Source organism: Afipia sp. GW822-FHT03D08, assembly GCF_058801645.1.
On record NZ_JBXANK010000002.1, the window covers coordinates 719,498 to 741,790 of the forward strand.

At 58.5% G+C, this 22,293-nt stretch carries 17 protein-coding genes; 10 read left to right on the forward strand and 7 right to left on the reverse strand.

What is annotated here, in order from left to right:
* Positions 1 to 129: 129 nt before the first annotated feature.
* The 6 genes from AC1RM7_RS18315 to AC1RM7_RS18340 form a co-directional block, all read right to left on the reverse strand.
* On the reverse strand, positions 130 to 498 hold the full coding sequence (locus AC1RM7_RS18315) for a DUF5681 domain-containing protein (RefSeq protein WP_492838944.1): 369 nt from the start codon (positions 496 to 498) through the stop codon (positions 130 to 132).
* A 2-nt stretch (positions 499 to 500) separates the two neighbouring features.
* A complete protein-coding gene (locus AC1RM7_RS18320; protein WP_492838942.1) occupies positions 501 to 920 on the reverse strand; it encodes a DUF5681 domain-containing protein in 420 nt (139 codons plus the stop codon).
* Positions 910 to 2,307: a site-specific DNA-methyltransferase gene (locus tag AC1RM7_RS18325; RefSeq protein WP_492838940.1), complete on the reverse strand. Its 1,398-nt coding sequence runs from the start codon at positions 2,305 to 2,307 to the stop codon at positions 910 to 912. The genes AC1RM7_RS18320 and AC1RM7_RS18325 overlap by 11 nt, the downstream gene beginning before the upstream one ends.
* A 65-nt stretch (positions 2,308 to 2,372) precedes the next feature.
* The gene (locus tag AC1RM7_RS18330; RefSeq protein WP_492838938.1) at positions 2,373 to 2,873 is read right to left on the reverse strand and encodes a hypothetical protein; all 501 of its coding nucleotides are present in this window, start codon (positions 2,871 to 2,873) and stop codon (positions 2,373 to 2,375) included.
* A 98-nt stretch (positions 2,874 to 2,971) separates the two neighbouring features.
* Positions 2,972 to 3,454: a hypothetical protein gene (locus AC1RM7_RS18335; RefSeq protein WP_492838936.1), complete on the reverse strand. Its 483-nt coding sequence runs from the start codon at positions 3,452 to 3,454 to the stop codon at positions 2,972 to 2,974.
* Positions 3,451 to 3,888, reverse strand: coding sequence for a hypothetical protein (locus AC1RM7_RS18340; RefSeq protein WP_492838934.1), 438 nt, complete (start codon positions 3,886 to 3,888; stop codon positions 3,451 to 3,453). The genes AC1RM7_RS18335 and AC1RM7_RS18340 overlap by 4 nt, the downstream gene beginning before the upstream one ends.
* A 131-nt stretch (positions 3,889 to 4,019) precedes the next feature.
* Here AC1RM7_RS18340 and AC1RM7_RS18345 point away from each other — a divergent pair, with 131 nt between their 5' ends.
* The 6 genes from AC1RM7_RS18345 to AC1RM7_RS18370 all read left to right on the forward strand — a co-directional run bounded on the left by AC1RM7_RS18345 (position 4,020) and on the right by AC1RM7_RS18370 (position 7,949).
* Complete coding sequence (locus tag AC1RM7_RS18345) at positions 4,020 to 4,292, forward strand: helix-turn-helix domain-containing protein (protein WP_492838932.1); 273 nt, start codon at positions 4,020 to 4,022, stop codon at positions 4,290 to 4,292.
* 121 nt (positions 4,293 to 4,413) lie between these two features.
* On the forward strand, positions 4,414 to 4,635 hold the full coding sequence (locus AC1RM7_RS18350) for a hypothetical protein (protein WP_492839320.1): 222 nt from the start codon (positions 4,414 to 4,416) through the stop codon (positions 4,633 to 4,635).
* A 99-nt stretch (positions 4,636 to 4,734) separates the two neighbouring features.
* On the forward strand, positions 4,735 to 5,088 hold the full coding sequence (locus tag AC1RM7_RS18355; protein ID WP_492838930.1) for a DUF3489 domain-containing protein: 354 nt from the start codon (positions 4,735 to 4,737) through the stop codon (positions 5,086 to 5,088).
* A gap of 37 nt (positions 5,089 to 5,125) precedes the next feature.
* Positions 5,126 to 5,572, forward strand: a complete 447-nt coding sequence (locus AC1RM7_RS18360) for a DUF2924 domain-containing protein (protein ID WP_492838928.1) — start codon at positions 5,126 to 5,128, stop codon at positions 5,570 to 5,572.
* Positions 5,562 to 7,097, forward strand: a complete 1,536-nt coding sequence (locus tag AC1RM7_RS18365; protein WP_492838926.1) for a recombinase family protein — start codon at positions 5,562 to 5,564, stop codon at positions 7,095 to 7,097. The genes AC1RM7_RS18360 and AC1RM7_RS18365 overlap by 11 nt, the downstream gene beginning before the upstream one ends.
* 276 nt (positions 7,098 to 7,373) lie before the next feature.
* Positions 7,374 to 7,949, forward strand: a complete 576-nt coding sequence (locus AC1RM7_RS18370) for a CAP domain-containing protein (protein WP_492838924.1) — start codon at positions 7,374 to 7,376, stop codon at positions 7,947 to 7,949.
* A 364-nt stretch (positions 7,950 to 8,313) separates the two neighbouring features.
* Here the strand turns inward: AC1RM7_RS18370 and AC1RM7_RS18375 are convergent, their stop codons facing one another.
* Complete coding sequence (locus AC1RM7_RS18375; protein ID WP_492838922.1) at positions 8,314 to 11,712, reverse strand: TM0106 family RecB-like putative nuclease; 3,399 nt, start codon at positions 11,710 to 11,712, stop codon at positions 8,314 to 8,316.
* Positions 11,713 to 11,856: 144 nt separating this feature from the next.
* Here AC1RM7_RS18375 and AC1RM7_RS18380 point away from each other — a divergent pair, with 144 nt between their 5' ends.
* From AC1RM7_RS18380 to AC1RM7_RS18395, 4 genes are all read left to right on the forward strand, one after another.
* A complete protein-coding gene (locus tag AC1RM7_RS18380; protein WP_492838920.1) occupies positions 11,857 to 13,686 on the forward strand; it encodes an AAA family ATPase in 1,830 nt (609 codons plus the stop codon).
* A complete protein-coding gene (locus AC1RM7_RS18385) occupies positions 13,683 to 14,351 on the forward strand; it encodes a 4Fe-4S single cluster domain-containing protein (protein ID WP_492838918.1) in 669 nt (222 codons plus the stop codon). The genes AC1RM7_RS18380 and AC1RM7_RS18385 overlap by 4 nt, the downstream gene beginning before the upstream one ends.
* A gap of 404 nt (positions 14,352 to 14,755) precedes the next feature.
* The gene (locus AC1RM7_RS18390; protein ID WP_492838916.1) at positions 14,756 to 20,617 is read left to right on the forward strand and encodes an AAA domain-containing protein; all 5,862 of its coding nucleotides are present in this window, start codon (positions 14,756 to 14,758) and stop codon (positions 20,615 to 20,617) included.
* Positions 20,614 to 21,963, forward strand: coding sequence for a hypothetical protein (locus tag AC1RM7_RS18395; protein WP_492838914.1), 1,350 nt, complete (start codon positions 20,614 to 20,616; stop codon positions 21,961 to 21,963). Before AC1RM7_RS18390 ends, AC1RM7_RS18395 begins: the two co-directional genes overlap by 4 nt.
* Positions 21,964 to 22,293: the final 330 nt, after the last annotated feature.

The following is a 22,293-nucleotide window of genomic DNA, read 5'->3' on the forward strand; positions in this document are numbered from 1 at the left end:
CGTCCACTCTTCAGCGAGCAAGAAGACTGCTTTCCACTTCAGTTTGGATCAGGATCGCATCTCCAAGCGATGACCAACGTTCCATAACGGCTCATTACGCGAATCCGGGGACACTTTGCCACTACGCGATCAGATCTTCATTTCGCGATCGCTGAACACCCAAACCACCGGATCGCCGGACGGTACGCGGCTTGGAAATTTCACTCGAAGGCCTTGCAGGAGTCGCGTAGCGGCGGGATCCTTATTCAAGGACATTGTGTAGATTTGCCTGACGAGCGCCTCCCACCGTGTCATGTGCTGCACTCCACCAGGGTCGGCCACCTCGATAACCTCGGCCATTACCCTTCTGAAGATAACGGCCGACGACAGCACAACACTGGTTTTTCTTGGCCTTCCCTTCGGATTGCCCGATTTTCCTTTTCTGAATTGCGACGCCTTCGGAGGCTTCCCATAACCGGCATCACGTACGTTGCCGCCCCGCGCTGAAGATTTCGTCATCGTCACGTACCTGCGACCATGTTGACTGCATACCTCTCCCAGTTTGGGCCAAATCTTTCGATCGCGTCGGACTGAGAGATGATTTCTGGAGAAACGTCATGCTGAGCTTCATTAGCAAAGTACTTTTCTGCCATCTTGAACACCAGCCGGGCCGATCTGACGTCACCCTTTGTCGCCTTCGCGATCAACTGCCGAAAATCGATCTCCACCTTTGGCATGCGCTTCCGCTTACCGTTATTGATCACGATGATTTCTTCACTATCAATTTGTTCTAGTACCTCTGCCGGATTCACTATGATAGGTCGCTTTTTGGGCCGACCGCTTGGGTTGCCTGAGATACCCTTCTGAAAGCGTGAATGCTTTGGCGGATTGCAATAACCGACGGATTCGTTGTGTTTCGTTTTGCGCAGCTTACTCTTCATCCTGTTTCTCCCCTTCAGCTTCAGCCTCAATCTCGCGGAATGTCTTGTTGTCGCCGGCGCGCCGCGCATCGCGCCCGGTGAGATTCTGCCACCGTCGAATAATCGTATCGACGTAAAGCGGATCGAGCTCCAGACCGTAGCAAACGCGGCCGGTGCGTTCGGCCGCCAGGAGCGTGGTGCCGCTTCCGAGAAATGAGTCGAGGACGATGTCGCCGCGATTGGAACAATCCATGATGGCGTCCATGACCATCGTGACGGGCTTGGCGGTCGGGTGCAGAGCTAAGAGATTATTGCCTCGGCGCCCTTGGGTGTTTGCGCCCGCATAGCTCCAGACGTTCGAGCGATGGCGACCGTTCTTGCCAAGCTCGATGTTATTTATGTGCCGAGCAGTGCCCGACTTAAACACAAAGATGAATTCATGCTGCGAGCGGTATAGCGAACCCATACCCGCGTTGTTTTTCGCCCAGACGTTGATGTTCTTCAGATCTGAATAGATCTGCTTGCCGGCGGCCAGCAACTCTTCTGCGTGCCGCCAATCCATGCAGACGAAATGAATTGAACCATCAGCGCTAAAATCAGCGAGAAGACCGCAACAGTTGGTCAGAAACCGAGTGAACTCGGCGGAAGTCATTTCACCGTAGGCTTGAGCGAACTCGCGGTGTTTGATCCGGCCGTTTCCGGAGACATGACCTTCGATCCGGACATTATATGGAGGGTCGGTAAAAACGAGCTGCGCCCGCTTTTTTCCCATAAGCTCCTCGAATGCGGCCTCGGATGTGGCGTCGCCGCAAAGCAGGCGATGTCCGTCGAGAAGCCAAAGATCGCCGGACTGGCACACGGCGGCTCCGGTGATCGATCCTTGCTCGTCAGGGTCCTGAGTACCTTCGCGCCCTAGATTCTGGATCGTGAGATCGATCTCGGGTGCTGAAAAGCCGGTAATCTCGATCTCGAAATCAAGGTCCAGTTCTTGAAGCGCGACAAATTCCTCGCCGAGCAGCCTTTCGTCCCAATGCGCATTAAGCGCAAGCTTGTTGTCCGCAATCCTGAGCGCTTTCAATTGCGTCGGTGAGAGGTGTTTCACCTCGATCGCGGGCACTTCGAACATGCGCAGCTGCTTGGCTGCCAGAACGCGCCCGTGGCCGATGATCACCTGCCCATTGTCGTCAATCACGACCGGCATGATGAAGCCGAATTCGCGGATGCTATCGGCGATCTGCAACACCTGTTTTTGCGGATGCTGACGAGGATTGCGGGAGTCGAGGATCAAGCTCTCGATGCTTCGATATTCGATTTGGAACTTGCCGGTGCCTACATTCGTCAGGGCGGCGCGACCGCCTTTGCGAGATGTCTCATTTGCGAAACGCGTCCGTCGGGGTGCACGACTCATGGAAAAGCCCTCATGAAGAGGGCTTTTCATCTCAGATTCGCGCGTGCGACGGTTGCGCGAACAATTTAGTGCGGCGGAATGATGCGCTGTGGAGCGAGCCAACCTAACGACCAATCGGCAGTTGGTCGTGGTTCGCCGAATATGTCGCCGATCTGCCGAGCCATGACTTCGAGTAGGTCATTTTCGGACAGGTATTCCTTCGCTTCGTAATATCGTCTGCGCAGCGAATCGGCACTTTGGACTGAATTTGTCAGAAACACATCACCGTCACGATCTATCTGGATTCCCGTTCCGGCATCGTTGACGCGACCGAGCTGGACCTTGTCACTCTTCGGAAACTCTTGTGCATTCTCGCAGGCGATGAATTCATGGTAACCGCCTTGCCGGACGATCCAACCGCAGATTTTATTGACGGACGGCCGACGCCCAGTGCGGCGAAACTCTCGCTCGCGTGCAGCCTCAATCGTCCTGTAAAGGTTGAATTTGGATTCCATCGGGCGCGTTTCGGAGCCCCCAGGACGACCAACTCCTCGGCTGGTTTCAGATTCTTTCATGTCGAGCATCATGGTATCGCTCCAAACGAATCGGTCCCATCGACATTCTAGAGCAAATACACCGATCTCAGCGTGTATTTGTCGGCTTTGAGGCCAAACGTATTATTTGCTCAACTTCGGGATTGTTCGCGCTTTACGCCGAGGAACTGACAGATCAAGCCCCAGTTCGATTCATATTGCTCGACCGCAGCGATATTCCGAATGTTGATCTTGTTTGAGCCAGTCCGAGCCTGCTGGCAAACTGCTATCGGTAGGACAAATATCTGCGCCTGTTCGACTTTGGTGGTGATCGTCATCTTTTGCCTGCGCTCACCTCTATTCAGAGCAACATGGATGACGAAATCACAGTCCAGGCTGTTGAGCGGGAAATGACCGGCCCGATTGGTCGCCCACCGGCTTTTAACCGAGATCCGGGCAAGCTTATTGGCGTTCGGGTTAAGCGCCACGATGTCGTAGCCGGGCTGATTGACGTAAGGTTTGTAAGCCTCAATGCCCTCGATCAGGAGATGAGCGAGGACCAGGAATTCCGCTCCCTGCCACTCGAGGCGGGTATTGAGTCGCTCTCCTCCGATGGGTGCGGGTGCTGTGGTCATCGCGCCTGACTGAAGTCGTCGTAGCCGAACTTTTCGCAGATGCCGTTGAGCCATCGTGGATCAAGCGGATTGACCTCCCGGTTGGGCAACTCAATCTCGCGGAGCGTGGCGCGGGTAAACTGACCTTTGTCGTCTTTCTGAAGCTGCGCATAAAAACGGACGAAGCCGGTGTAACCGCCGTAACTGTTTTTGCCGTTCACCAGTCCGCAGTAATCGGTGATGCCGTCACGGTCGTTCAGAACAACCGGCATCCACTTGAATTGCGCCGCTGCCGGATCTTTCAATCCTGCAGAAAAAACCGGTGCAAGCGCCTGCCTTTCCGGCGGCAGAAGATCGCGCCTCTGAGCAGCGTTGACCTGCGCCGATGGTTGGTTCAGGCCTGAGCAGCCTGCCAGCACAATTGTTAGTAAAATCGCCTCGTTCAAATTCCGCATATTAATCTCCCAAGGCCACGCCAAATCGTGGACGCCAGACAGTTACCTCCGTTCGCAAATAATATCCAGTTTTGGGATAATCCAGTTTTGGGATCAGATTACTTGTCGCCGATTCACGACCGTGGCGACGCATGCAGAAGTCCCTCAAATCCGCGGAATATGCCCGCTTTGTTGAATTACTCGCGGCGACACGGGACGCGGCCGGGATAAAGCAGCAGGCCTTGGCCAAGGCGTTGGGACGTCCGCAATCTTTTATAGCCAAGTACGAAGGCGGCGAGCGGCGGATCGACGTCATTGAATTTATCGCTATCGCCCGCGCGCTGGGAGCTGACCCGGTTAAGCTCTTTCGGGACTTTGTCACTAGAAAGCCGGCTCCGCGGACCATGACCAACAAGCAAAAGTAGGTTTGCCGAACGCGAGCATTTCGTGATCGAAAATCGCCGATAAGAGCCACAAGATTGCTCCGTTTCCACTCGACTTCAGGCGCTTGGGGAGCGCTACTGTCGCCGTAAACGGAGACACATGATGGATCGCAAAATTACGGAACAGACGATAAGTTTGATTTTGACCGAGATCAGCTCGCGTCTTGGCGAAGCCACGCGGATCGCCAAGGCTGCCGAGGCTTGCGCACTGGCTGGCAGCATCTCGGAAGGTGTCGCGGTCTCGATGGACATCGAACAACTGATCTATGAGGCGAGCCGGCTTCACGATGCCGCCTCGTTGCTCAATCGGCTGTCGCGCGACTAAGGTCGCGCCGCCGACCGTTTGGCTTCTCCCCCCGTCAACAGAAGACGGGCTTGCGGCAGTGGCAGCACAGGATGCTGTCGCGCATGCGAGGAGAGCCAGATGGCTACCAGCAATCGAAACCCCAAGCCAAGAACCGTACCCAAATCCAAACCTCTATCCAAGCGAGCGACCAAGCCGTCTCCAAAGGCTCAAGCAGCCGCTCCGCCCAAGAAGCCGACGCCGCCAAAGACACCGGCCGCCGCCTCGTCCAAGCAGGACAAAGTCCTCGAAATGCTTCGCGCCCCGCTCGGCACCACCATAGCCGCCATCATGAAGACCACCGACTGGCAGCAGCATTCGGTGCGCGGCTTCTTTGCAGGCACCGTGCGCAAGAAGCTCAAGCTAAATTTGACTTCGGTTAAAACCGATGGCCAGCGCGTCTACCGGATCGCAAAGGCGGGCACCGCGAAATGACCAAAGCCCCTCCTTCATGAAGCCAGCGGATCCAGAGATGGAAGCCGAACTGGATCGGCTGGCGACAGCTCCGATCGTCGAATTGCGCAAACGATATCGAGAGATGCTTAGGACCGAGCCACCAAAGGCTTTCGGTCCCGACCTCCTGCGCCGGAGCATCGCCCATCGGATTCAAGAAAAGGCCTATGGCGGGTTGCCCAGTCCAACCAAGCGCCTCCTCGACCAGTTGGTGAAAGCCATGGCCGCCAAGCCCAATGGAAAACTTGATTTGCCGCGCCGCATCAAGCCCGGCTCTGAGCTGGTCCGGACGTGGAAGGGGAAAACCTACCGGGTTGTGGTCCGGCCGGACGGGTTTGCCTATGACGGCAAAACCTATGCGGGCCTCTCCGAGATCGCTTCTCTGATCGCTGGCACCAATTGGAATGGACCGCGGTTCTTCGGGCTGCGGTCGAAGGCAGAAAAGGCCACGTCCAATGGCGAGTAATACTGCCAAAACCTTGCGTTGTGCCATCTACACCCGCAAATCGACTGAACATGGCCTCGAGCTGGAATTCAACTCGCTCGATGCCCAGCGGGAAGCTTGCGAGGCGTATATAAAAAGCCAGGCATCCCTCGGCTGGAAGGTGCTGCCGCAGCCGTATGACGACCCGGCTTTCTCCGGTGGCAACCTCGAGCGCCCTGCCCTTAAGCGACTTCTGAAGGATATCGACGCCGGGAAGGTCGATGTCGTCGTGGTCTACAAGATTGACCGCCTCACCCGATCGCTGGCCGACTTTGCGAAGCTGGTTGAGGCATTCGACGCCAGATCAATCTCGTTCGTGGCCGTCACGCAGCAGTTCAACACCACGACCTCGATGGGCCGCTTGACCCTCAACGTTCTGCTGTCCTTTGCTCAGTTCGAGCGTGAGCTGTCATCGGAGCGTGTTCGAGACAAGGTGGCCGCTTCTCGGCGCAAGGGGAAATGGACCGGGGGCACGGTGCCGCTCGGTTATGACGCACGGGACAAGAAACTCGTCATCAATCCCACCGAAGCAGAAACCGTCCGCATCATCTTCCACCGCTATATCGAGCTGCAGTCTTTTGGCCGCCTTGTTGTCGATCTCGACAAGCGCGGCATCGTCACCAAGCGGCGAAATACCAAGGTCAAGAAATTTAACGGTGGCATCCCGTTCACCTACGGTCCCCTCGCCCATTTCCTGAAAAACCGGATTTATATTGGCGAGACCGGTCACGGCGGCAAATGGTATCCCGGCGAGCATAAGGCAATCGTAGATCGCAAAACCTTCGACAAGGTGCAGGAACTGCTGGCGGCGAGCACCACCAAACGGAAAGTCAAACGGACTGAAAGCGGTGCGCTCCTCATGGGCAAACTATTCGATGATCGCGGCAATGCCATGAGCCCGAGCTTCTCAAGCAAGAATGGCGCTCGCTATCGCTTCTACGTCAGCTCAGCAATCCTGCGCGGCCGCAAAACACAAGCCGGATCGGTCGCCCGTGTCTCGGCAACCAACATCGAACAGGCGCTGATCAATGCCTTGCGGGAACGGCTGAAGATTGCTGAGGCTGTGTTAAATACGGCTGTGATCAGCACCTATGTTGCTCGCGCCGAACTAAGCAGCCGTGCCATCAAAATTACTACATCTCCAGCAGCGAAGATTCGATCCAGCCAGTTCACGATTCCTTGGCAGCCGCCCCAGGCCGGTTCGGCATCGATCGTCGATGCAACTAACGAACGCCAACCCGATGCAAAATTGGTGCAGGCCGTTGTTCGGGCTCATGCGTGGCTGCGCGATCTGAAGAACAACAAATTTGACACTGTTGAAGCGCTGGCAGCCGCCGTTAACCTGCATCCCAAGCTGGTCCGGCAGGAACTCCGTTACGCGTTTCTCGCACCGGCCATCACCGCGGCCATTCTCAACGGCGATCAACCAGCGACATTATCCTTAGCGCGAATCCCCAAGACGCTGCCGCTCGTATGGTCGGAACTTCGTCACGCTCTCGGATCCTAACCGACCTGATTTCGCCGAACCAAGGATAGGAATTTGGATATCCGCTTAGTGCCAGAAACTGAAAATCCCTCCGGGTAACCGTCGACAAGCTTGGCTATGCCCGCTTTGGCTATAATGCCTGCTGCCGTGGCCGGCGTTGTTCGGATCAGCTTCGCCGCAGATGGCAGAAGAAATCCGGCCACAGTGAGCTGCATCGTGCTAGGGACAGCCCATGCCTTGAAGTGTCCACATTGCCGATCGAGAGGTAGGAGGGCATGGAACCGGCTTGGTGAGCAAATGAGCTTCTGGGCGATAATTGCACTTCGTGCAGCTGGTAGGGTAACGGCAAGCTTTTTACTGCTGGCCGCACCCGCAATGGCCGCCGAGTCCCCGGCCGAACTGATCTCCAGCTTCCGCCTCAAACATGGCGAGCCCCGTGTCGTGCGCGATGCAACGCTCGACCGCATTGCGCTGGAGCAGGCGCGAGCGATGGCGGCGAAGAATGATCTTAGTCACGAGGTGCTTGGCTCCTTCACCACGCGGGTTGCACCAGCGCGAGCGGGGCGCGCCGCCGAGAACATTGCCTACGGTTACGAAAGTTTCGAGAAGACGCTCGGCCAGTGGATCGATTCGTCCGGGCACCGCAAAAATCTTCTGTTGCAAAACGCCTCCCGCGTTGGGATTGCGAGCGCTAAAGATGCAAGCGGCAAGCGCACGTATTGGGCCATGGTGATTGCCGGCGATTACGAGTCGAAGCCGCGCAAAGGCAAGAAGGAAAAGGAGCCTCTGGTGGCCGTGAAACGAGAAGCGGCTTCCTCAGGTCGCTCTAAAGCCACCGCTTGCCGCATTAAGGTGCTTAGCCTTTGCATTTGAGGTAAAATACAAACCCGGCAGCGCGATGCGGTTAGAGCCTATGGTCGTGCGCTGCTTTGCCAATAGTCCGCTTGGGTCACGAACAGACATTCGCCGGAACATTTGCGACACTAGAATTAGCTCATCAAACAACGTGAAACGTGTAAATCAGTTTTGCCGCCATAAGCGACTGATAAGATTTTTCAGTTTCCTTATCAGTCCGCTGACTGACTCTATTTCTGCCATCTCGTTATCTGTCTGCCAACTGATTCCATTTTCTCTATTACTTATCAGCCGCCAAATCCTGACGGCGTTTGATCGATTTACCGTTCGAGCCTGAAGTGGTTTCGATTTGATGATGGACGCTCTACGTAGTCCAGGCTTCCTACAATACCGGCGCCATCTCGGCGTACCGACAAAAAGCATTAGCGAGTTGCATTTGACGAGGAGTCTGGCACTCGGCCTCTAACAAACGCGGCGACGCGACTACGATGCAAATGCACTTCGCCCGCGAAACCGCGACGTTCAGTCGTTTGGCGCTGTAAAGGAATTCCATTCCGCGTGGCGCATCCGCATGACTGGAAGTCGCCATGGAATAGATGACTATTGGCGCCTCCTGGCCCTGAAATTTGTCCACAGTGCCGATGCGAGCGCCGGGAAGTCGTTCCTGGAGCTCGAAGACTTGCGCATTATAGGGCGCGATGATTAGGACATCGTCGAGCGAAATAGGGGACTCACTACCTTTTCGGTCGATCCAGGTCGTGCCGGATCCCAAGATGTCCACAATGAGGTCGCGGATCGCATCGGCTTCTTCCGGCGACGAACTCTGATTTCCGTCGTGCTGGACCGGAAGGTACCGAAGGCCAGAACCGTTAAGTCCGGAATTGATCCTGATTTCCTGCCGCTCAAGTCCCGGTCGAGACTTCAGGCGACCTTCGTAGAACAGTTCCGAATTGAAGGCACAGATGAGGGGATGAAGCCGCCACGTCTCGGCGAGGAACAGACCCCGATCGGCCGGAATGGTGGCATGGGGGCCGAGGACATGGTCCAGGGCCGAAACTCCGACGCCATCAGGATGGCTTCCTTGAATCGGCTGCTCCAATTGCCGCGGGTCTCCCAGCAGAACGACGCTCTGCGCAGCTTGTGCGACGGCCAACACGTTCGCGAGAGCCATCTGCGCGGCTTCATCGATGAACAGCACGTCGACGCTAAGGCGTGCGTCCGGCCGGGCCCAGAAATACGATGTCCCTCCGCCGACGGGACAGTTCGTCCGCAGAGCGTCGAGGGCATGCTCGTTCTTCTTGACGAACTTCAAGCTGTCAAGATCGTCTTCTTGATGCTTCTCATCGACCTTCTGAACGCAGCGGATCGGAAGACCTTCTTCGCCTGCGACTTCGACGACCTCGTCGAGAAGATTCCGAATGACCTTGTGACTATTGGCGGTTATCCCAACTCGCTTTCCGGCGCGCACAAGAGCGCAGATCATGCGGGCTCCCGTGAATGTCTTCCCGGCGCCCGGCGGCCCTTGAACCGGATAGACGCTCTGGTCCAACGCAAGCGCAACCCGGGTGGCGGTCTTCAAACTATCCTCGCCCACCACCTGCAGGCTCTCTCCCTTCAGCCGCGGCGCGGTCGATAGGAGAAGATCGCGCGCGGCGCGGTGCTCGCCGCCTCCTTCAATTCCATTTTCCGCCACGTACAGTCCCAGCCGGAAGAGAGCCTCGGGACGTTCGTCGCGATCCACCGATTTGTGCGCGAAGACGGCTTCCGGATGGAATTCCGCGGTATCGCCTCGCTTCTTGATATCGATGGTCCGATCTTCATGCGAAATGGCGACGACGCTACCGAACTTCTGCCCGCCGATGCTCCTGAGCTCGTTGTCGGGCCGAAGATCGGTATCTTGAAGGACGAAGTTGTACCTGTGAACAGGCACCTTTGGGGTGCCACCGGCCGCTTCCTTGAACGTAAGCCCGGAGAGACCGGCGCGTTCGTGGAGGAGGTCCTCTGCGGAAAGATCACGTAGCCGGAAATATTCCCACCAAACGGCCTTCTTCTCCCGGCCGTGAAAGTCCAGCATGAATGCCAGCAGCCAACGGGCCTGCTGCAGGACCGTCCGTTCGGCGACGTCGTCCGGGATACCCTCCGTAAGCCTTCCGACGAGCACAGCCACCCTCTTCTGCCAATCGCCGAGTTTTTCGCTGACCTCTGCGGGCTTTGGAACGGGCCGTTCGATCATTTCGCCGCTGGCAATGAGACTGGCGCGCAGCGCTTCGAGCCACTCCCGCAGCGCGGCCGTCGAGTCGACATCGTCCTTGTTGTAGCCGCGGATCGTGTCCTTGTCCGCATCGGGAACGCCGGCGGCATCCGCCATTTCGAGCCGCGCTTGAGTTCTGGCCATGACTGCCCCGACGTCCTCCAGCGGAACGCTACGGGTAAACGAGTACAAGGGCTCCAGCTTCTTGATCGAATAGCTCTCCACGCTGGCGCGAATCCCGTGGCGGACGACGGCGAACAGATCGACGAAGATCTCGGCCCGCAGGAGGTTGTCGACCTCATTCTCGCGCGAGGCGTAACGGCCCATCAGGCGCTTCATGGTGGCCGGCTCGTACGGCGCGAAGTGGTAGATGTGCAGATCGGGGTAGGATTTGAGGCGCTCGGTGACGAAGTCGACGAAGCGCTCGAATGCGGCCCGCTCTTCCCGCCGGTCCGAGGCCCAGTCACCCACGTACGTCGGCGTCCCTTCGTGATCGAGGAAGGAGTAGCCGAACAGGAATTCAAGACCACCTTCACCGACGAAAGGATCGCCCTCGAAATCGAAGAAGATATCGCCCCGCGACGGCGCGGGAAGCCGTGACAGGCCGAAGCCCGCGATCGGCGGTAGCGCCTCGTACTTCATCGAGCCGCTCGTTCTGCCTTCGACCTGAATTCTCGCCTGCTCGCGGACCTTTTCGTAGCTTTTGGCAGCTCCGCGTTCCGGCCTCCATTCCAGGGGAATGGGCATGGCGGCGAGCGCGGCCGTGCTGCCGACTCCGCGTCTGGTCAATTCTCCGATCTGCGACTTGCTGATACCGGCGACCAGCGACAAGTGGTCGTCCCGCCGCCTTCGATCGTCGCAATCACGGCGCCACCGGCAAATGTCGCAATGTTCGATTGGTTCGGGATAGGCGGCGCCGGCGCCGTTGTTGATTGCCCTTTCGAGACTGGATCTCACATGCCGGTAGTAGGCTGAGTAGTCGGCGATACGATAGGTTTCCGGCTCAAAATTCGTATCCGGGGTTACGACATGGGCCGACGTCGGCTCGACACCCTGCATCGCGGAAAGCATGTCCGAATACAGTGATATCTGCAGAACCGTATTCCCCTTCGTTTCGCGCGCGAGCTTCGTATCGGTAACTTCATACGACCAGGCGCCGAACCGGCTCGGCGTTTCCACTCGGCGAAGCACGTCGGCCCGACCGTTCCACGTCCCCGATTGTAATGCTCCTTGAACGATGACCGCATCCCCGCGAGTCATGGCCTCCAAGGTCGCCGAAATGGACTTGGGATCGAGCCCTATTCCATCGATCACCGTCACGGCCATGCCGAGCGTCTTCAAGTGATCGATGAAGGCTTGTTCGTGCGCGGCACCTCGCTCGGCAAGGGTTTCAAGAACCGGATCCCAGACCTTGGGCTTCTGAAGCTCGCCCTTGGCCACTTTGAGGTCGAGTACCGTTAGATACGTACAGTTCAGGTGCCCGACCAGATCGGTCGAACTCAGGTACAAATTCCCACCGACGTTCTGCATTTCCCACCACGATGCCGTTCGCCGGCGACCCGACTCGGTCGTCTAGCGTGAGCGGGGATTATGCCATTTTCCTAGGCGATCGGGCTCGAAAGAGGCGAGTAATCTACTATAGTCGCGCAAAGAGTGTGGACGGGGGTTGAGCTGGTGGGGGCTGGTACGGTCGAGAAGGCGAGATGGCTGCGCGATTTGCTCCGGTTTCTGCCCTTGCGAAGCCAATTCGTCCTTTCGGGCAATACCAGGGATCTCCAGATCCATGAGGCCGCGCCCGGCCAGATCACATCCGTATCCCTGACCAGAGCGCTGCCGGACGCGCTGAAGGACGCCGGCTATGGCCGGATCGCGAGCTTCGATCTTTTGAACGGCTTTAGAGCCCTCCAACCCTCCGACGACAGCTTTCTGACGCATCTTGGACTGTCGCCCGCAAACGGAACCGCTGCCGGCGGTATCGATCTGTTGGCCTCGGCCCTTGAACGGCATGTTCCATCCGACGGCCCGCCCTCGGCCCTCATCATCGACTTCGCGTCGCGCTTGATCACTCGCAGCGAGGCCCTCTCTCCTGCCGAACATCAGCTATTTTCGCGCGCTTTGATCCTTTCCCATTCTACGCGCGCGCGCCCGGCCGGCGATCGTCGTCAGCCATTTTTCAACACAGTGATCTGGATCGTGGACAAGGAAGGAGACCTTCCCGACTGGTTCCTGATCAGCAATCCACGTATTCGGCACATACCGATCGGTCGGCCCGATCACCTGGCCAGACGGACCATGATCAGCTCGTTGATGCGGGGACTGCCCGGCGCTCAAAATGCTGCGCCGGCCGACTTGGAGAAGTCGACGAATGGATTCGTCGACGAGACCGAAGGACTCCTGCTTCTCGACCTCAGCGCGATCGCACAGCTCGCCCGAAGCGAAAACGTCCCGTTCGATCGCATTTCCGATGCGGTTCGGCGGTTCAAGGTCGGCGTCACCGAAGACCCGTGGCGCAAGATAAGCCACGACAAGATCAGTTCGGCGGACGAGTTCGTAAGGCGCCGCGTGAAGGGGCAGGCGCACGCCGTCACTCACATGCTCGACATTGTGAAACGCGCCGTCACCGGCATCGGGCAATCGCCGAGGGGAGGCCGACCGAGGGGCGTCGCTTTCCTCGCCGGCCCCACCGGAGTCGGCAAGACGGAACTCGCGAAGACCATCACGAGCCTACTCTTCGGCGACGACAGCGCATACATCCGCTTCGACATGTCCGAGTTCAGCGCCGAGCATTCCGATCAGCGCTTGATCGGAGCTCCACCCGGTTATGTTGGATACGACGTCGGCGGCGAGCTCACGAACGCGATCCGGGAAAAGCCATTCAGCGTCGTCCTTTTTGACGAGATTGAGAAGGCGCACCCGCGAATCCTCGATAAATTCCTTCAGATCCTGGACGACGGCGTTCTCACCTCGGGACGAGGTGACCGTGTCTACTTCTCCGAAGCGTTCATCGTCTTCACGTCCAATCTCGGCATTTACACTCCCGGCCCCACGGGCGAGCGGATCGCGAACGTGACGCCCGAGGAGACGTTCGATGCGGTCAAGCGGAAGGTCCGCACCGAGATCGAAAAGCACTTCAAGCAAGTACTCAACCGTCCAGAAATCCTGAATCGCATCGGCGAGAATGTGATCGTCTTCGATTTCATTCGCGGAGATGTCGCCAACGAAATCTTCGATCAGATGGTGGACAACTTGCTGAACGACGTCAAATCGCTAGGCTACGACGTGACACTGTCGGAGCAGGCCCGCGCGACGCTGCGTGCGTTGTGTCTGGCAGATCTTTCGAACGGCGGTCGCGGCATACGCAATCAGGTCGAAGCCCATCTCATCAACCCGCTTTCGCGCGGTTTGTTCGATAGCGGCGCAGAAGCAGGAAGCCGATTTCGGGTTTTGGAAGTTCAAACCGGGGCATCGTCGACGCTTCGGCTCGAAAGCAAGCCCTCGAGATGACGGTTCGCATCTCCGTATCGCGCATCCATTTTCCCGTGACAACTTTAGGACCCGGACGAAGGCTCGGCATTTGGTTTCAGGGTTGCTCCATCCGTTGTCCGGGCTGCATTTCCATGGACACTTGGGTCGAAGGACGAGGAAACACGACGGTCGAAGAAGTCGTCAATTCCATCATTCCGTGGATCTCGAAGGCCGACGGCATCACCATCTCCGGAGGCGAGCCTTTCGATCAGCCCGACGCATTGTTGGAACTAACGGCACGACTTAGGTCGAAAACCGAGGCGGACATACTCGTCTTCACAGGATATCCGTGGGCATCCATCCGCGACATGGTTGGCACGTCCCCTGCTACAATCGATGCCCTCGTTACGGGGCCGTTCGACTTCGAGGAAAAGCAGACACTTGCTCTGCGAGGAAGCGACAATCAGGAACTTCACTTCATCACGGAAAATGGCCGCGCCCGGTTCGCCAGCTTCGAGCGCCTGGCCGACGAGCGGGACCGGTCCGTCGACATCATGTTCGACGAAAACGGCGACGTCTGGTTTGCCGGTATACCCGCGCGCAACGATTTTCGCAGACTGCAGGAATTACTCGAAAGCAATGGATCGACACTCGACATCTCCGAGGACAAGCGCATTGTTTCAATGCGGGCTCGCCCGGCATGATTAGACTTTGCCCGAACTGCCAGACCGAGCGCCCCGTCACAGAATACTTTTGCGAAGGCACGGTCGATGGCCACAATTGCGGATGGGATCTGTCGTCGGTCGATGTGACGCCTCCTGGCCGGCCGCAACCTGCACCTGTCCCTCCCGCGCCGACGGCATCCAACCCGACTTGTCGCAACGGGCACGCCAATTCGCCGGGCGATCTCATCTGCAGCACCTGCGGAGAAATTCTCGACGAACCGGCCCCGCCCGCTCCACAGTCCGAGCCCAGACCCGAGCCGGATACCGAACCATCGCCGACCGAGACTGTCATCGACGGCTGGCGTCTTCTCGACGGGATCGAGTCGTCTAGTACGGTTCGCGAACGCTACACGGCCGTGCAGGACTCCAGCGGACGTCGCGGAGTGCTTACGCTATATGCGACCGCGTCCGAACCGGACGGAGCGATCTACGATCTGCTGCGAAAACTTCCGCGCGATCACGTCGCCGAAATAATCGCGACCGGTCGCTGGTGCGAGCGCGCGTATGAGGTCGTAGAGGAATTCCCGGGCGGCACCATCGCGGATCTGTCGCTGGACGTCGGCGATCGGACGGCACTTGAGAGGTTCATCAGCGAACTTGCCCGAGCCGTACATTCGCTGACCGAGGCAGGCCTGCGCCACAGGGACCTCCGTCCCTCCACCATTTTCGTCCGCTCCCGGGATCCGCTCGACCTCGCTATCGGCAGCTTCGGCTCCGCACGGCTTTCGGAATTCGATCTCGACATCGCCTCTCCGCTTGAAACGACCCGCTACATGGCGCCTGAAGCGATTGCGGGCGGCGTAGCGGCGGCCTCGGACTGGTGGAGCCTGGGGATGATCCTCCTGAACCGGATCACCGCAGGAGCCTGCTTCGAAGGCATCAACGAGCAGGCCTTCCTGATCCACGTGCTGACCAACGGCGTGCCGTTGCCGGAGAATCTGGATCCTTCCATGGACCTGCTTCTTCGGGGCCTTCTCGCAAGTGATCGTCGTCAGCGGTGGCAATGGAAAGAAGTTCAGGCCTGGCTGGCGGGCGAAGCAGTGTCGGCGCCTGCAGGGCAGAAAGCCGGCGAAGCGGAGGGTCGGGCGTCCATCACGCTCGGCGGCAAGCAGTACAGGTCGGCCGGCTCGTTCGCCCTTGCCGCTGCCGAAGCATCCAACTGGGATGAGGCAAGAGGCCTTCTCCTGCGAGGAGCGGTTGCGACCTGGGCTACGGAGGCGGGCTTCGATGCCAAAGTGCCCGCGGCGCTGCGACAGTTCGCAAGGATCGAGGAACTTAACGAAGATCTGAAGCTATCGATCTCGTTGAAGACGCTGAACCCGTCCATGCCTTTGATCGTCCGGGGAAACATCGTTACCCCGGGCTGGCTGCTCGATCATCCCGACGATGGCTTCAGCCTCATCACGGGCCCGGCTCCAGATCTTCTTCGAAAGGTCGATGCGGACGATCTGCTTTGGCGGCTGAAACTGCGCGCCGAGACTGTCCGAAAGCGCCTGGGACAACTCGATATCGACGTCGAGGAAGACCTGCTTCGCGTGCACCTCCTCTCGACGTCGATGGCCCGTTTGTCGGCTCTGTGGGAGGAGAAGCGGAGGCTGCTTCCCGATACCGACCATACGGGCATCGTTTCGCTCGTGGAGCGGCGACAGTCGGCCGAAGAGGATCTGATAATTCTTCTCAGCGCATCGCCGAGCCAATTCCGCTCGGTGGAGGAGGTGATCGAGGAGGCAGCCAAGCAATCTTCATCGGCACGCTTGAGCGCCTTTTCGAAGGAGGAGGCCGCGGCGCGACTCGCGCGGCCTCGTCGTGAAATCTACCAGGCCGTCGACGAGCGTATACAGAATTTCGCCAGGTGCGGAATTTCGACGATCGACGAGTGGGCCGACGAATTTCGTCTTGACCGACGCATGCCGATCGGTCGGGCGCTCGCACTTCTCTCGATTCCCAAAGACACGTGGAAGCCACTTCCGAAACAAGGATACGTTTCGACCATTCTAGACTTCTTCGCGAAAAGAATATCAGGCGGCGTACTGCGCGGGCCGCTGACGCGGATGCTCATCGGCAAAACCGCGAGAATAGATCTGACCGAGTTGAATACGCCGCGACTGCCGGGATCAGAAATCCTTAGTCTTCTTTTGGCCAGAGCGGGTCGAGCAGTGAACGTCGATCCTGCCGCGTTTTCCGAGAACGAGGGCCTGGAACGCAGACTTCGGTCTCTCCATTCGCATGCACTGCTCTACAAGCGAGATACCGGGATCGACGGTCTATACATGGGATTTCCGTTCCTGCTCATGCGAGACGGGAAGCCGAACACGAAGCCGAGGATCGCACCAGTTCTGCTCTGGCCAGTTAGCGTGTCGCCCGAAGTCGGAAATCGCGGTCATGTTACGATCGGGTACGGACGCGAAAAGAATGCCGAGACGGAGACCGAACACGTCGTCGTCAATCCAGCGCTCGAAGGTATGGTGGGAATTCCCGAAGCGAGACGATGGCAGGAAGCGGCGGACGAGCTGCTCACCCGTGGCAGTCTTACGGCGCAGGATGTGATGGACGCGTTCAGCCAGCTCGCCACGCCGATGGGAAGCGAGTTGACATCCCTTCCCGGGAAGGACGTCAAGGTCGGCTCGCACGAACGACAAATCGTGCCGGCAGCCGTGCTGTTTCATCTCGCCTTTATGGGGCAGGCGGTCATGAAGGATCTCCAGCTCTTGAGAGGAATGCCGCCCACGGCGACCGCGCTCGAGGCAGCACTCCGTCTCACGGATCAAAAGTCGGCCCCGCCGTCGCCGGCCCCAGTGCGGGAGATCGATCGCTACTTTACGGCCGACAGCGATCCCTCCCAGGAGGCGGCGGTGATCGAGGCTCGACAGGCACCAGGCCTCGTCATTGAGGGGCCACCAGGGACGGGCAAAAGCCAGACCATCGTCAACATGGTGGCGGACGCCATCGGCAGAGGCAAATCGCTGCTCGTGATTTGCCAGAAGCAACCGGCAATCGACGTCGTCAGGAAGCGTCTCGAAAGAGAACGCCTTGGTGACCGGTTCGTCATGATCACGGATGCGACGCGAGATCGCGAGGCCATCGTCGGCTCGATCCGATCCCAGGTCGAAGCCTTGCATAGTCGTCCCGCAGGTGGCTCGCCCGCCTGGAAACGCGATCGCGAACGATTGGCGGCTCGTATCGACGTGCTCGAAGCGGAACTCGATCGTCAACAGGCAGCCTTGCACGAAGTCGAAAGTCGGACGGGTTTGACCTATCGGTCATTGCTCGGTGAACTCCTGGCCATCGAGGAAAGCGAGCCGAAGCCGATCGATGCTCCGGCGCTTCGTTCGCTACTATCAGATTTGCATCCGTCCGACATCGCAACGGTCGAGGAGAATTGCGGACCGCTTGCGAGATATTGGCTTCCGGCCAAATTCGAGGGCAATCCCTTAGCTTCTCTCAAGGTCTTCAACCCGGACCGCGGAACAGCGGAGGAGTTCGGGACATCCCTTCGTGCCTTCTCGGACCTGGAGGCTCGACGCGAGAGCGCGGAAGCGGAGACCGCGGACTCCTTGAAGATTTCAGATTTCGACGCCTTCAGACAATGGCTTCGGACGGCCGAGACGCTTCGCTCGATCAGCGAGGGCCTTTGCGCCAATCTCGGACGCTGGCTTCCTATGTTTAGAATTCCCGAGGGCAGCGGGTCCAAGGGCACGAACATGCTCGCTCGCCTCGTTTGGCTTGAGGAACGCCTCGCTTCGCTTGATCCATCGGCCCACCAGCCAGAGCAGGTCCGGAAGCTGGTGGGAGTCCACGATGGCGAACTGAGATCCGCTTCGGAGCTGGCGGCAGTGGTACTCCAGCCGGCGACGGGATTGGCAATGATCAATCCCATGCGGTGGCTACGAAAGCGTCGTCTTCGCGCTCTGCTGACGACCATGAGTTTTGCCACCGACCACCGAGCCATCTCTTCTTTCCATCGCGGGGCCGAACTGGAGTTGGTGCTCAGGCCGCTGAGAACGCAGTTGGCGGCATATCTCACCGCGCTTTTCGACAAGGCTCCCGATCACGACGTTGCTCCCGGCAAACTCGCCGAATTTTCCAGGAACCTGCATTCGATACTCGCGGTCGTCCACAACCTCGTGACCGTCATCGATGATTGCCCCAACCGGGCTGAGCTCGACCGGGCAGCCATGACCGGCAAGGTCGAAGGGATAGACTGGTTCTTCGGGCGAGGGGATCGCGCCCTCCGAAGGCAGGATGTCCGGCAGCAAAGCCATGCGGCGCTGGATGATCTCGCCCGATATGTTGACGCGGCTTGGATCGAATCGCGACGCGCGACGATCGACGGCGGCCTGTCAAACGAGGCCGCCCTCGCCGAAATACTCCAAGCGTTACCGATGCTGGTGCCATACCAGGAATTTCGGCTCCGCTCCGTTCGTCTCGGCGACAAGGAACGCGCCATCTTCCGCACTCTTCGCTCGAAGGAAGCTGAACTCTCGCTGATCGGTACCGGTGATCTTGATTCTTGCATCCGGGCAACCATCGGACGGGAGGCGCGGCTGGCCTGGAAGAGCGCGATGGAAGCCGCCAATCCGGAGGTACTCTTCGATAGCGGAGCGGTCGAAGCGAAAGTGACATCGCTTGCCGAAGCCGACGCGCAGATCAGGGATTGCAACAGGGAACTCCTGATCCACGGCATCGATGTCAGCCGCGTCCACCCGACGCGTGAGTGGGAACCGATCACTCGACTTCGCGGACCGAGGGCGTTGCGACTTCGAGAGTTCATTGAGAAAGCCGCTCCGCTTGGCCTTTTCGCGCTGCGACCGGTTTGGCTGATGACTCCCGACATCGCGAGCCGCGTGCTGCAGGCGCGTCCCGGCACGTTCGATACCGTCATTTTCGACGAAGCCTCCCAGATGCCGGTGGAATACGCGTTGCCATCGCTATTCCGAAGCAAGATCGTGATCGTGAGCGGCGACGAGAAGCAGATGCCGCCCACGACATTCTTCGCGAGCAAGGTCGAGAACGACGAAGCGGCAATCTTCGATGGCGAGGAGCCGGAGGAGGAGGCGACCGAAGAGGAACGCGAAGCCTTCGCGGAAACATGGAATCGGCGGGAGATCAAGGATTGCCCCGACCTACTCCAGCTTGCCCGGTCCGCTCTCCAAAGCCGAACCCTACAGGTCCACTATCGTTCGAAATACCGCGAGCTCATCTCGTTTTCAAACGCTTCGTTTTACGCGAACGGTCTCAGCGTGCCTGTTCGCCACCCCGACGAAACGATCCGGAGGATCAAGCCTATCGAGGTTCTCCGCTCGGACGGTATCTACAAGAGCCAGACTAATCCCAAAGAAGCCTCCGATGTTGTGGAGTATCTCAGCGGCCTCTGGGAGGACGCTTCGCCGCCATCAGTCGGTGTCGTAACATTCAATCGCAAGCAGGCGGACGCGATCGAGGATGCGCTGGAAGAGCGTGCAGAAAGCGACGAAGCATTTCGCGATGCCTTGATGCGGGAACGCGAGCGCGTGGAAGCAGGCGAGGACATGAGCTTCTTCGTAAAGAACGTAGAAAACGTTCAGGGCGACGAGCGCGATATCATCGTGTTCTCAACCACCTTCGGACGCAATGAGCATGGCGTCTTCCGCAAGAGCTTCGGCGCACTTGGTCATGCCGGCGGCGAGCGACGCTTGAACGTGGCTGTTACCAGAGCAAGGGAGAAGGTCGTCATCGTCACGTCTATGCCGGTATCCGAGATTTCCGACCTTTTGACACGGCGCAGCGGACCGCGTGTACCTCGTGACTATCTGCAGGGCTACCTCGAATACGCTCGTACCGTTTCGGAGGGATCGGCAGACTCCGGCAGGACCTTGCTCGAACGTCTCGTGACGGAAAAGAGTGTGGATCACGAATATGAAAGCCACGTAGAAGATGGATTCACGAAATCCGTCGAGAAATTCCTGGAGACCAATGGATGGAAGCCGGCCAAGGCGCACGACGGCGGCGCGTTCAGTCTTGATTTCGCTATTACCGATCCTCGCACGGGTCTGTATGTGCTGGGCATAGAGTGCGACGCTCCGCGGCATTTGTTGCTCCAGAGAGCGCGAGCGCGCGAGGTCTGGCGTCCCAAAGTTCTGAATGGAGCCGTCCCGTTCATTCACCGCGTCTCATCTTACGCTTGGACCCATGCCGGAGACGAGGAGCGTCAACGTCTCAAGGAAGCCGTCGAGAACGCACTTCACAACGGAGGAGGATACCAATGAGTGGTCCGAAAGCCTTCCGGATAGTCACCCGCGCGGAAATCATCTCAATTTGCCGCCGCAGCTTGGCGCGCCTGGACGCAGCCATCGAATTCTGGGCATCGACCTGCAAACGTAATGGGACGATCGATCAGAAGGATATCGACCGGGTTATCGCTCGACGCGACGAAGTTCACCGAATGCTCGACGCGGACAAGTTCACTGACCTTCAAAAGCAGGTCCTCGCCGAGATCTCATATTTGAACGCCGATGCCGAGCGACGCGCGGAGAAGGCCGCAGAATCTGAGGCCAAGCGCAAGGGCGATCACAGGCGTGCCAAGTCCGCCGCCCAAGCACTGCTCGCAAAGTTTGAAGCTTCTCGCATCCAGATTCCGGTCGATCTTCGACGAGAGCTTATGACCCCCGCGGCGTCCGTCGAGAGCCTCAACAAAGCTGTCAGCAAGGGGCTGATGCTGCTTCAGCCGACGGACCGCTCCGAACGTGTCACCGAGCGTCAGCGGGCGCTCGCCGACCGGCTCGGTGCCGGCGACCGCCGTATCACGCTCGAGGAGTGGACTGCCCAACAAACCAATGTAAGCGAAGACCAAGCGCTTTTGAAGGTGGACAAACTCCTCGGCGAACTTGCCGGCCTTGGAATCGATCCCAGTCCTTTTTCTGCCCGGATCACGGCTCTCGAGGCCGAGCCGGGCGCACGGCAAGCTCTCGTTGCCGACAGCCTGCTTCTCGATCTCAGCTTTGCGGTCAAGACCGGGCGCGAGCGCGCGTGCCTCGAACGGGATCTCTCTGAGCGGCATGCCGAACTATCGGAGATGAAATCGGCCGAAGCGGCAGCGCTGCGCGTCGAGATCGAGCGGGCCATTGCGAAGTCCGGCGCCAATGGACAGGAACTCGTCAAACGCGCCGACTTTCTGATCGAGGCCGAAGTACGCTCCATGGCTGCGGAAGAGAGGAGACGTACAGTTTTGGAAGGACTTGCGAGTCTCGGCTATGAGGTCTCCGAGGGAATGATGACGGCATGGGTCGCGGGTGGTCGCGTCGTTCTCCGAAAGCCGGCTAATCCGGGCTATGGGGTTGAACTATTGGGCGGCTCGCAAACTGACGTTATACAAGTCAGAGCGGTCGGAATTGGAAGTCCCGCGGAAGCCCGTGACGCCGGGCGGGATCGGGACATGGAAACTATTTGGTGCAGCGAGTTTGAACGCCTGCAGTCCTTGGTTGCAAAGGAAGGAGGGAGTATCGCCATCGAAAGCGCTCGGCCTGTGGGACAATTCCCTCTCAAGGTGGTAACCGATCTTGGTGTACCGTCGGTAGAAGATGGCGTGACGAAACACTATCAGATGCGTCCGTAAGGGTTTCCCGGAGCGCGCACCGCAGGCGATTGACCTTGCTTGAAATGAGCGGGGCTACCGCGCAACATAACCGCTTGTCGACCGAGCACACAGATACCGTCCCACTCACTCATCCTTCCCCCTGCAGCTTTTTCTTTCCGTTAGCTCGGCCACCTTTGTTTGCAGCTGTCACCACTGCCACCACGACCACGCAGTGCTTTTATTCTTCGGTCTCTGGAAGGAGACTCTAGAAAACGGGAATTCTTCAATGGTTGGCCAGAGAATGTCGACCAATTTGAGAAGGTGACGGTTCGATTCCGGTCTCTGTAGAAACTCAGCATGTTAAAAAAG

What these genes read in the sequence shown, in the direction of transcription:
- AC1RM7_RS18345 (WP_492838932.1), top strand. Translation starts at nt 4,020, where the DNA reads ATGCAGAAGTCCCTCAAATCCGCGGAATATGCCCGCTTTGTTGAATTA.
- AC1RM7_RS18320 (WP_492838942.1), bottom strand. Translation starts at nt 920, where the DNA reads ATGAAGAGTAAGCTGCGCAAAACGAAACACAACGAATCCGTCGGTTAT.
- AC1RM7_RS18350 (WP_492839320.1), top strand. Translation starts at nt 4,414, where the DNA reads ATGGATCGCAAAATTACGGAACAGACGATAAGTTTGATTTTGACCGAG.
- AC1RM7_RS18330 (WP_492838938.1), bottom strand. Translation starts at nt 2,873, where the DNA reads ATGATGCTCGACATGAAAGAATCTGAAACCAGCCGAGGAGTTGGTCGT.
- AC1RM7_RS18360 (WP_492838928.1), top strand. Translation starts at nt 5,126, where the DNA reads ATGGAAGCCGAACTGGATCGGCTGGCGACAGCTCCGATCGTCGAATTG.
- AC1RM7_RS18365 (WP_492838926.1), top strand. Translation starts at nt 5,562, where the DNA reads ATGGCGAGTAATACTGCCAAAACCTTGCGTTGTGCCATCTACACCCGC.
- AC1RM7_RS18370 (WP_492838924.1), top strand. Translation starts at nt 7,374, where the DNA reads ATGAGCTTCTGGGCGATAATTGCACTTCGTGCAGCTGGTAGGGTAACG.
- AC1RM7_RS18340 (WP_492838934.1), bottom strand. Translation starts at nt 3,888, where the DNA reads ATGCGGAATTTGAACGAGGCGATTTTACTAACAATTGTGCTGGCAGGC.
- AC1RM7_RS18355 (WP_492838930.1), top strand. Translation starts at nt 4,735, where the DNA reads ATGGCTACCAGCAATCGAAACCCCAAGCCAAGAACCGTACCCAAATCC.
- AC1RM7_RS18385 (WP_492838918.1), top strand. Translation starts at nt 13,683, where the DNA reads ATGACGGTTCGCATCTCCGTATCGCGCATCCATTTTCCCGTGACAACT.
- AC1RM7_RS18315 (WP_492838944.1), bottom strand. Translation starts at nt 498, where the DNA reads ATGACGAAATCTTCAGCGCGGGGCGGCAACGTACGTGATGCCGGTTAT.
- AC1RM7_RS18395 (WP_492838914.1), top strand. Translation starts at nt 20,614, where the DNA reads ATGAGTGGTCCGAAAGCCTTCCGGATAGTCACCCGCGCGGAAATCATC.
- AC1RM7_RS18325 (WP_492838940.1), bottom strand. Translation starts at nt 2,307, where the DNA reads ATGAGTCGTGCACCCCGACGGACGCGTTTCGCAAATGAGACATCTCGC.
- AC1RM7_RS18375 (WP_492838922.1), bottom strand. Translation starts at nt 11,712, where the DNA reads ATGCAGAACGTCGGTGGGAATTTGTACCTGAGTTCGACCGATCTGGTC.
- AC1RM7_RS18335 (WP_492838936.1), bottom strand. Translation starts at nt 3,454, where the DNA reads ATGACCACAGCACCCGCACCCATCGGAGGAGAGCGACTCAATACCCGC.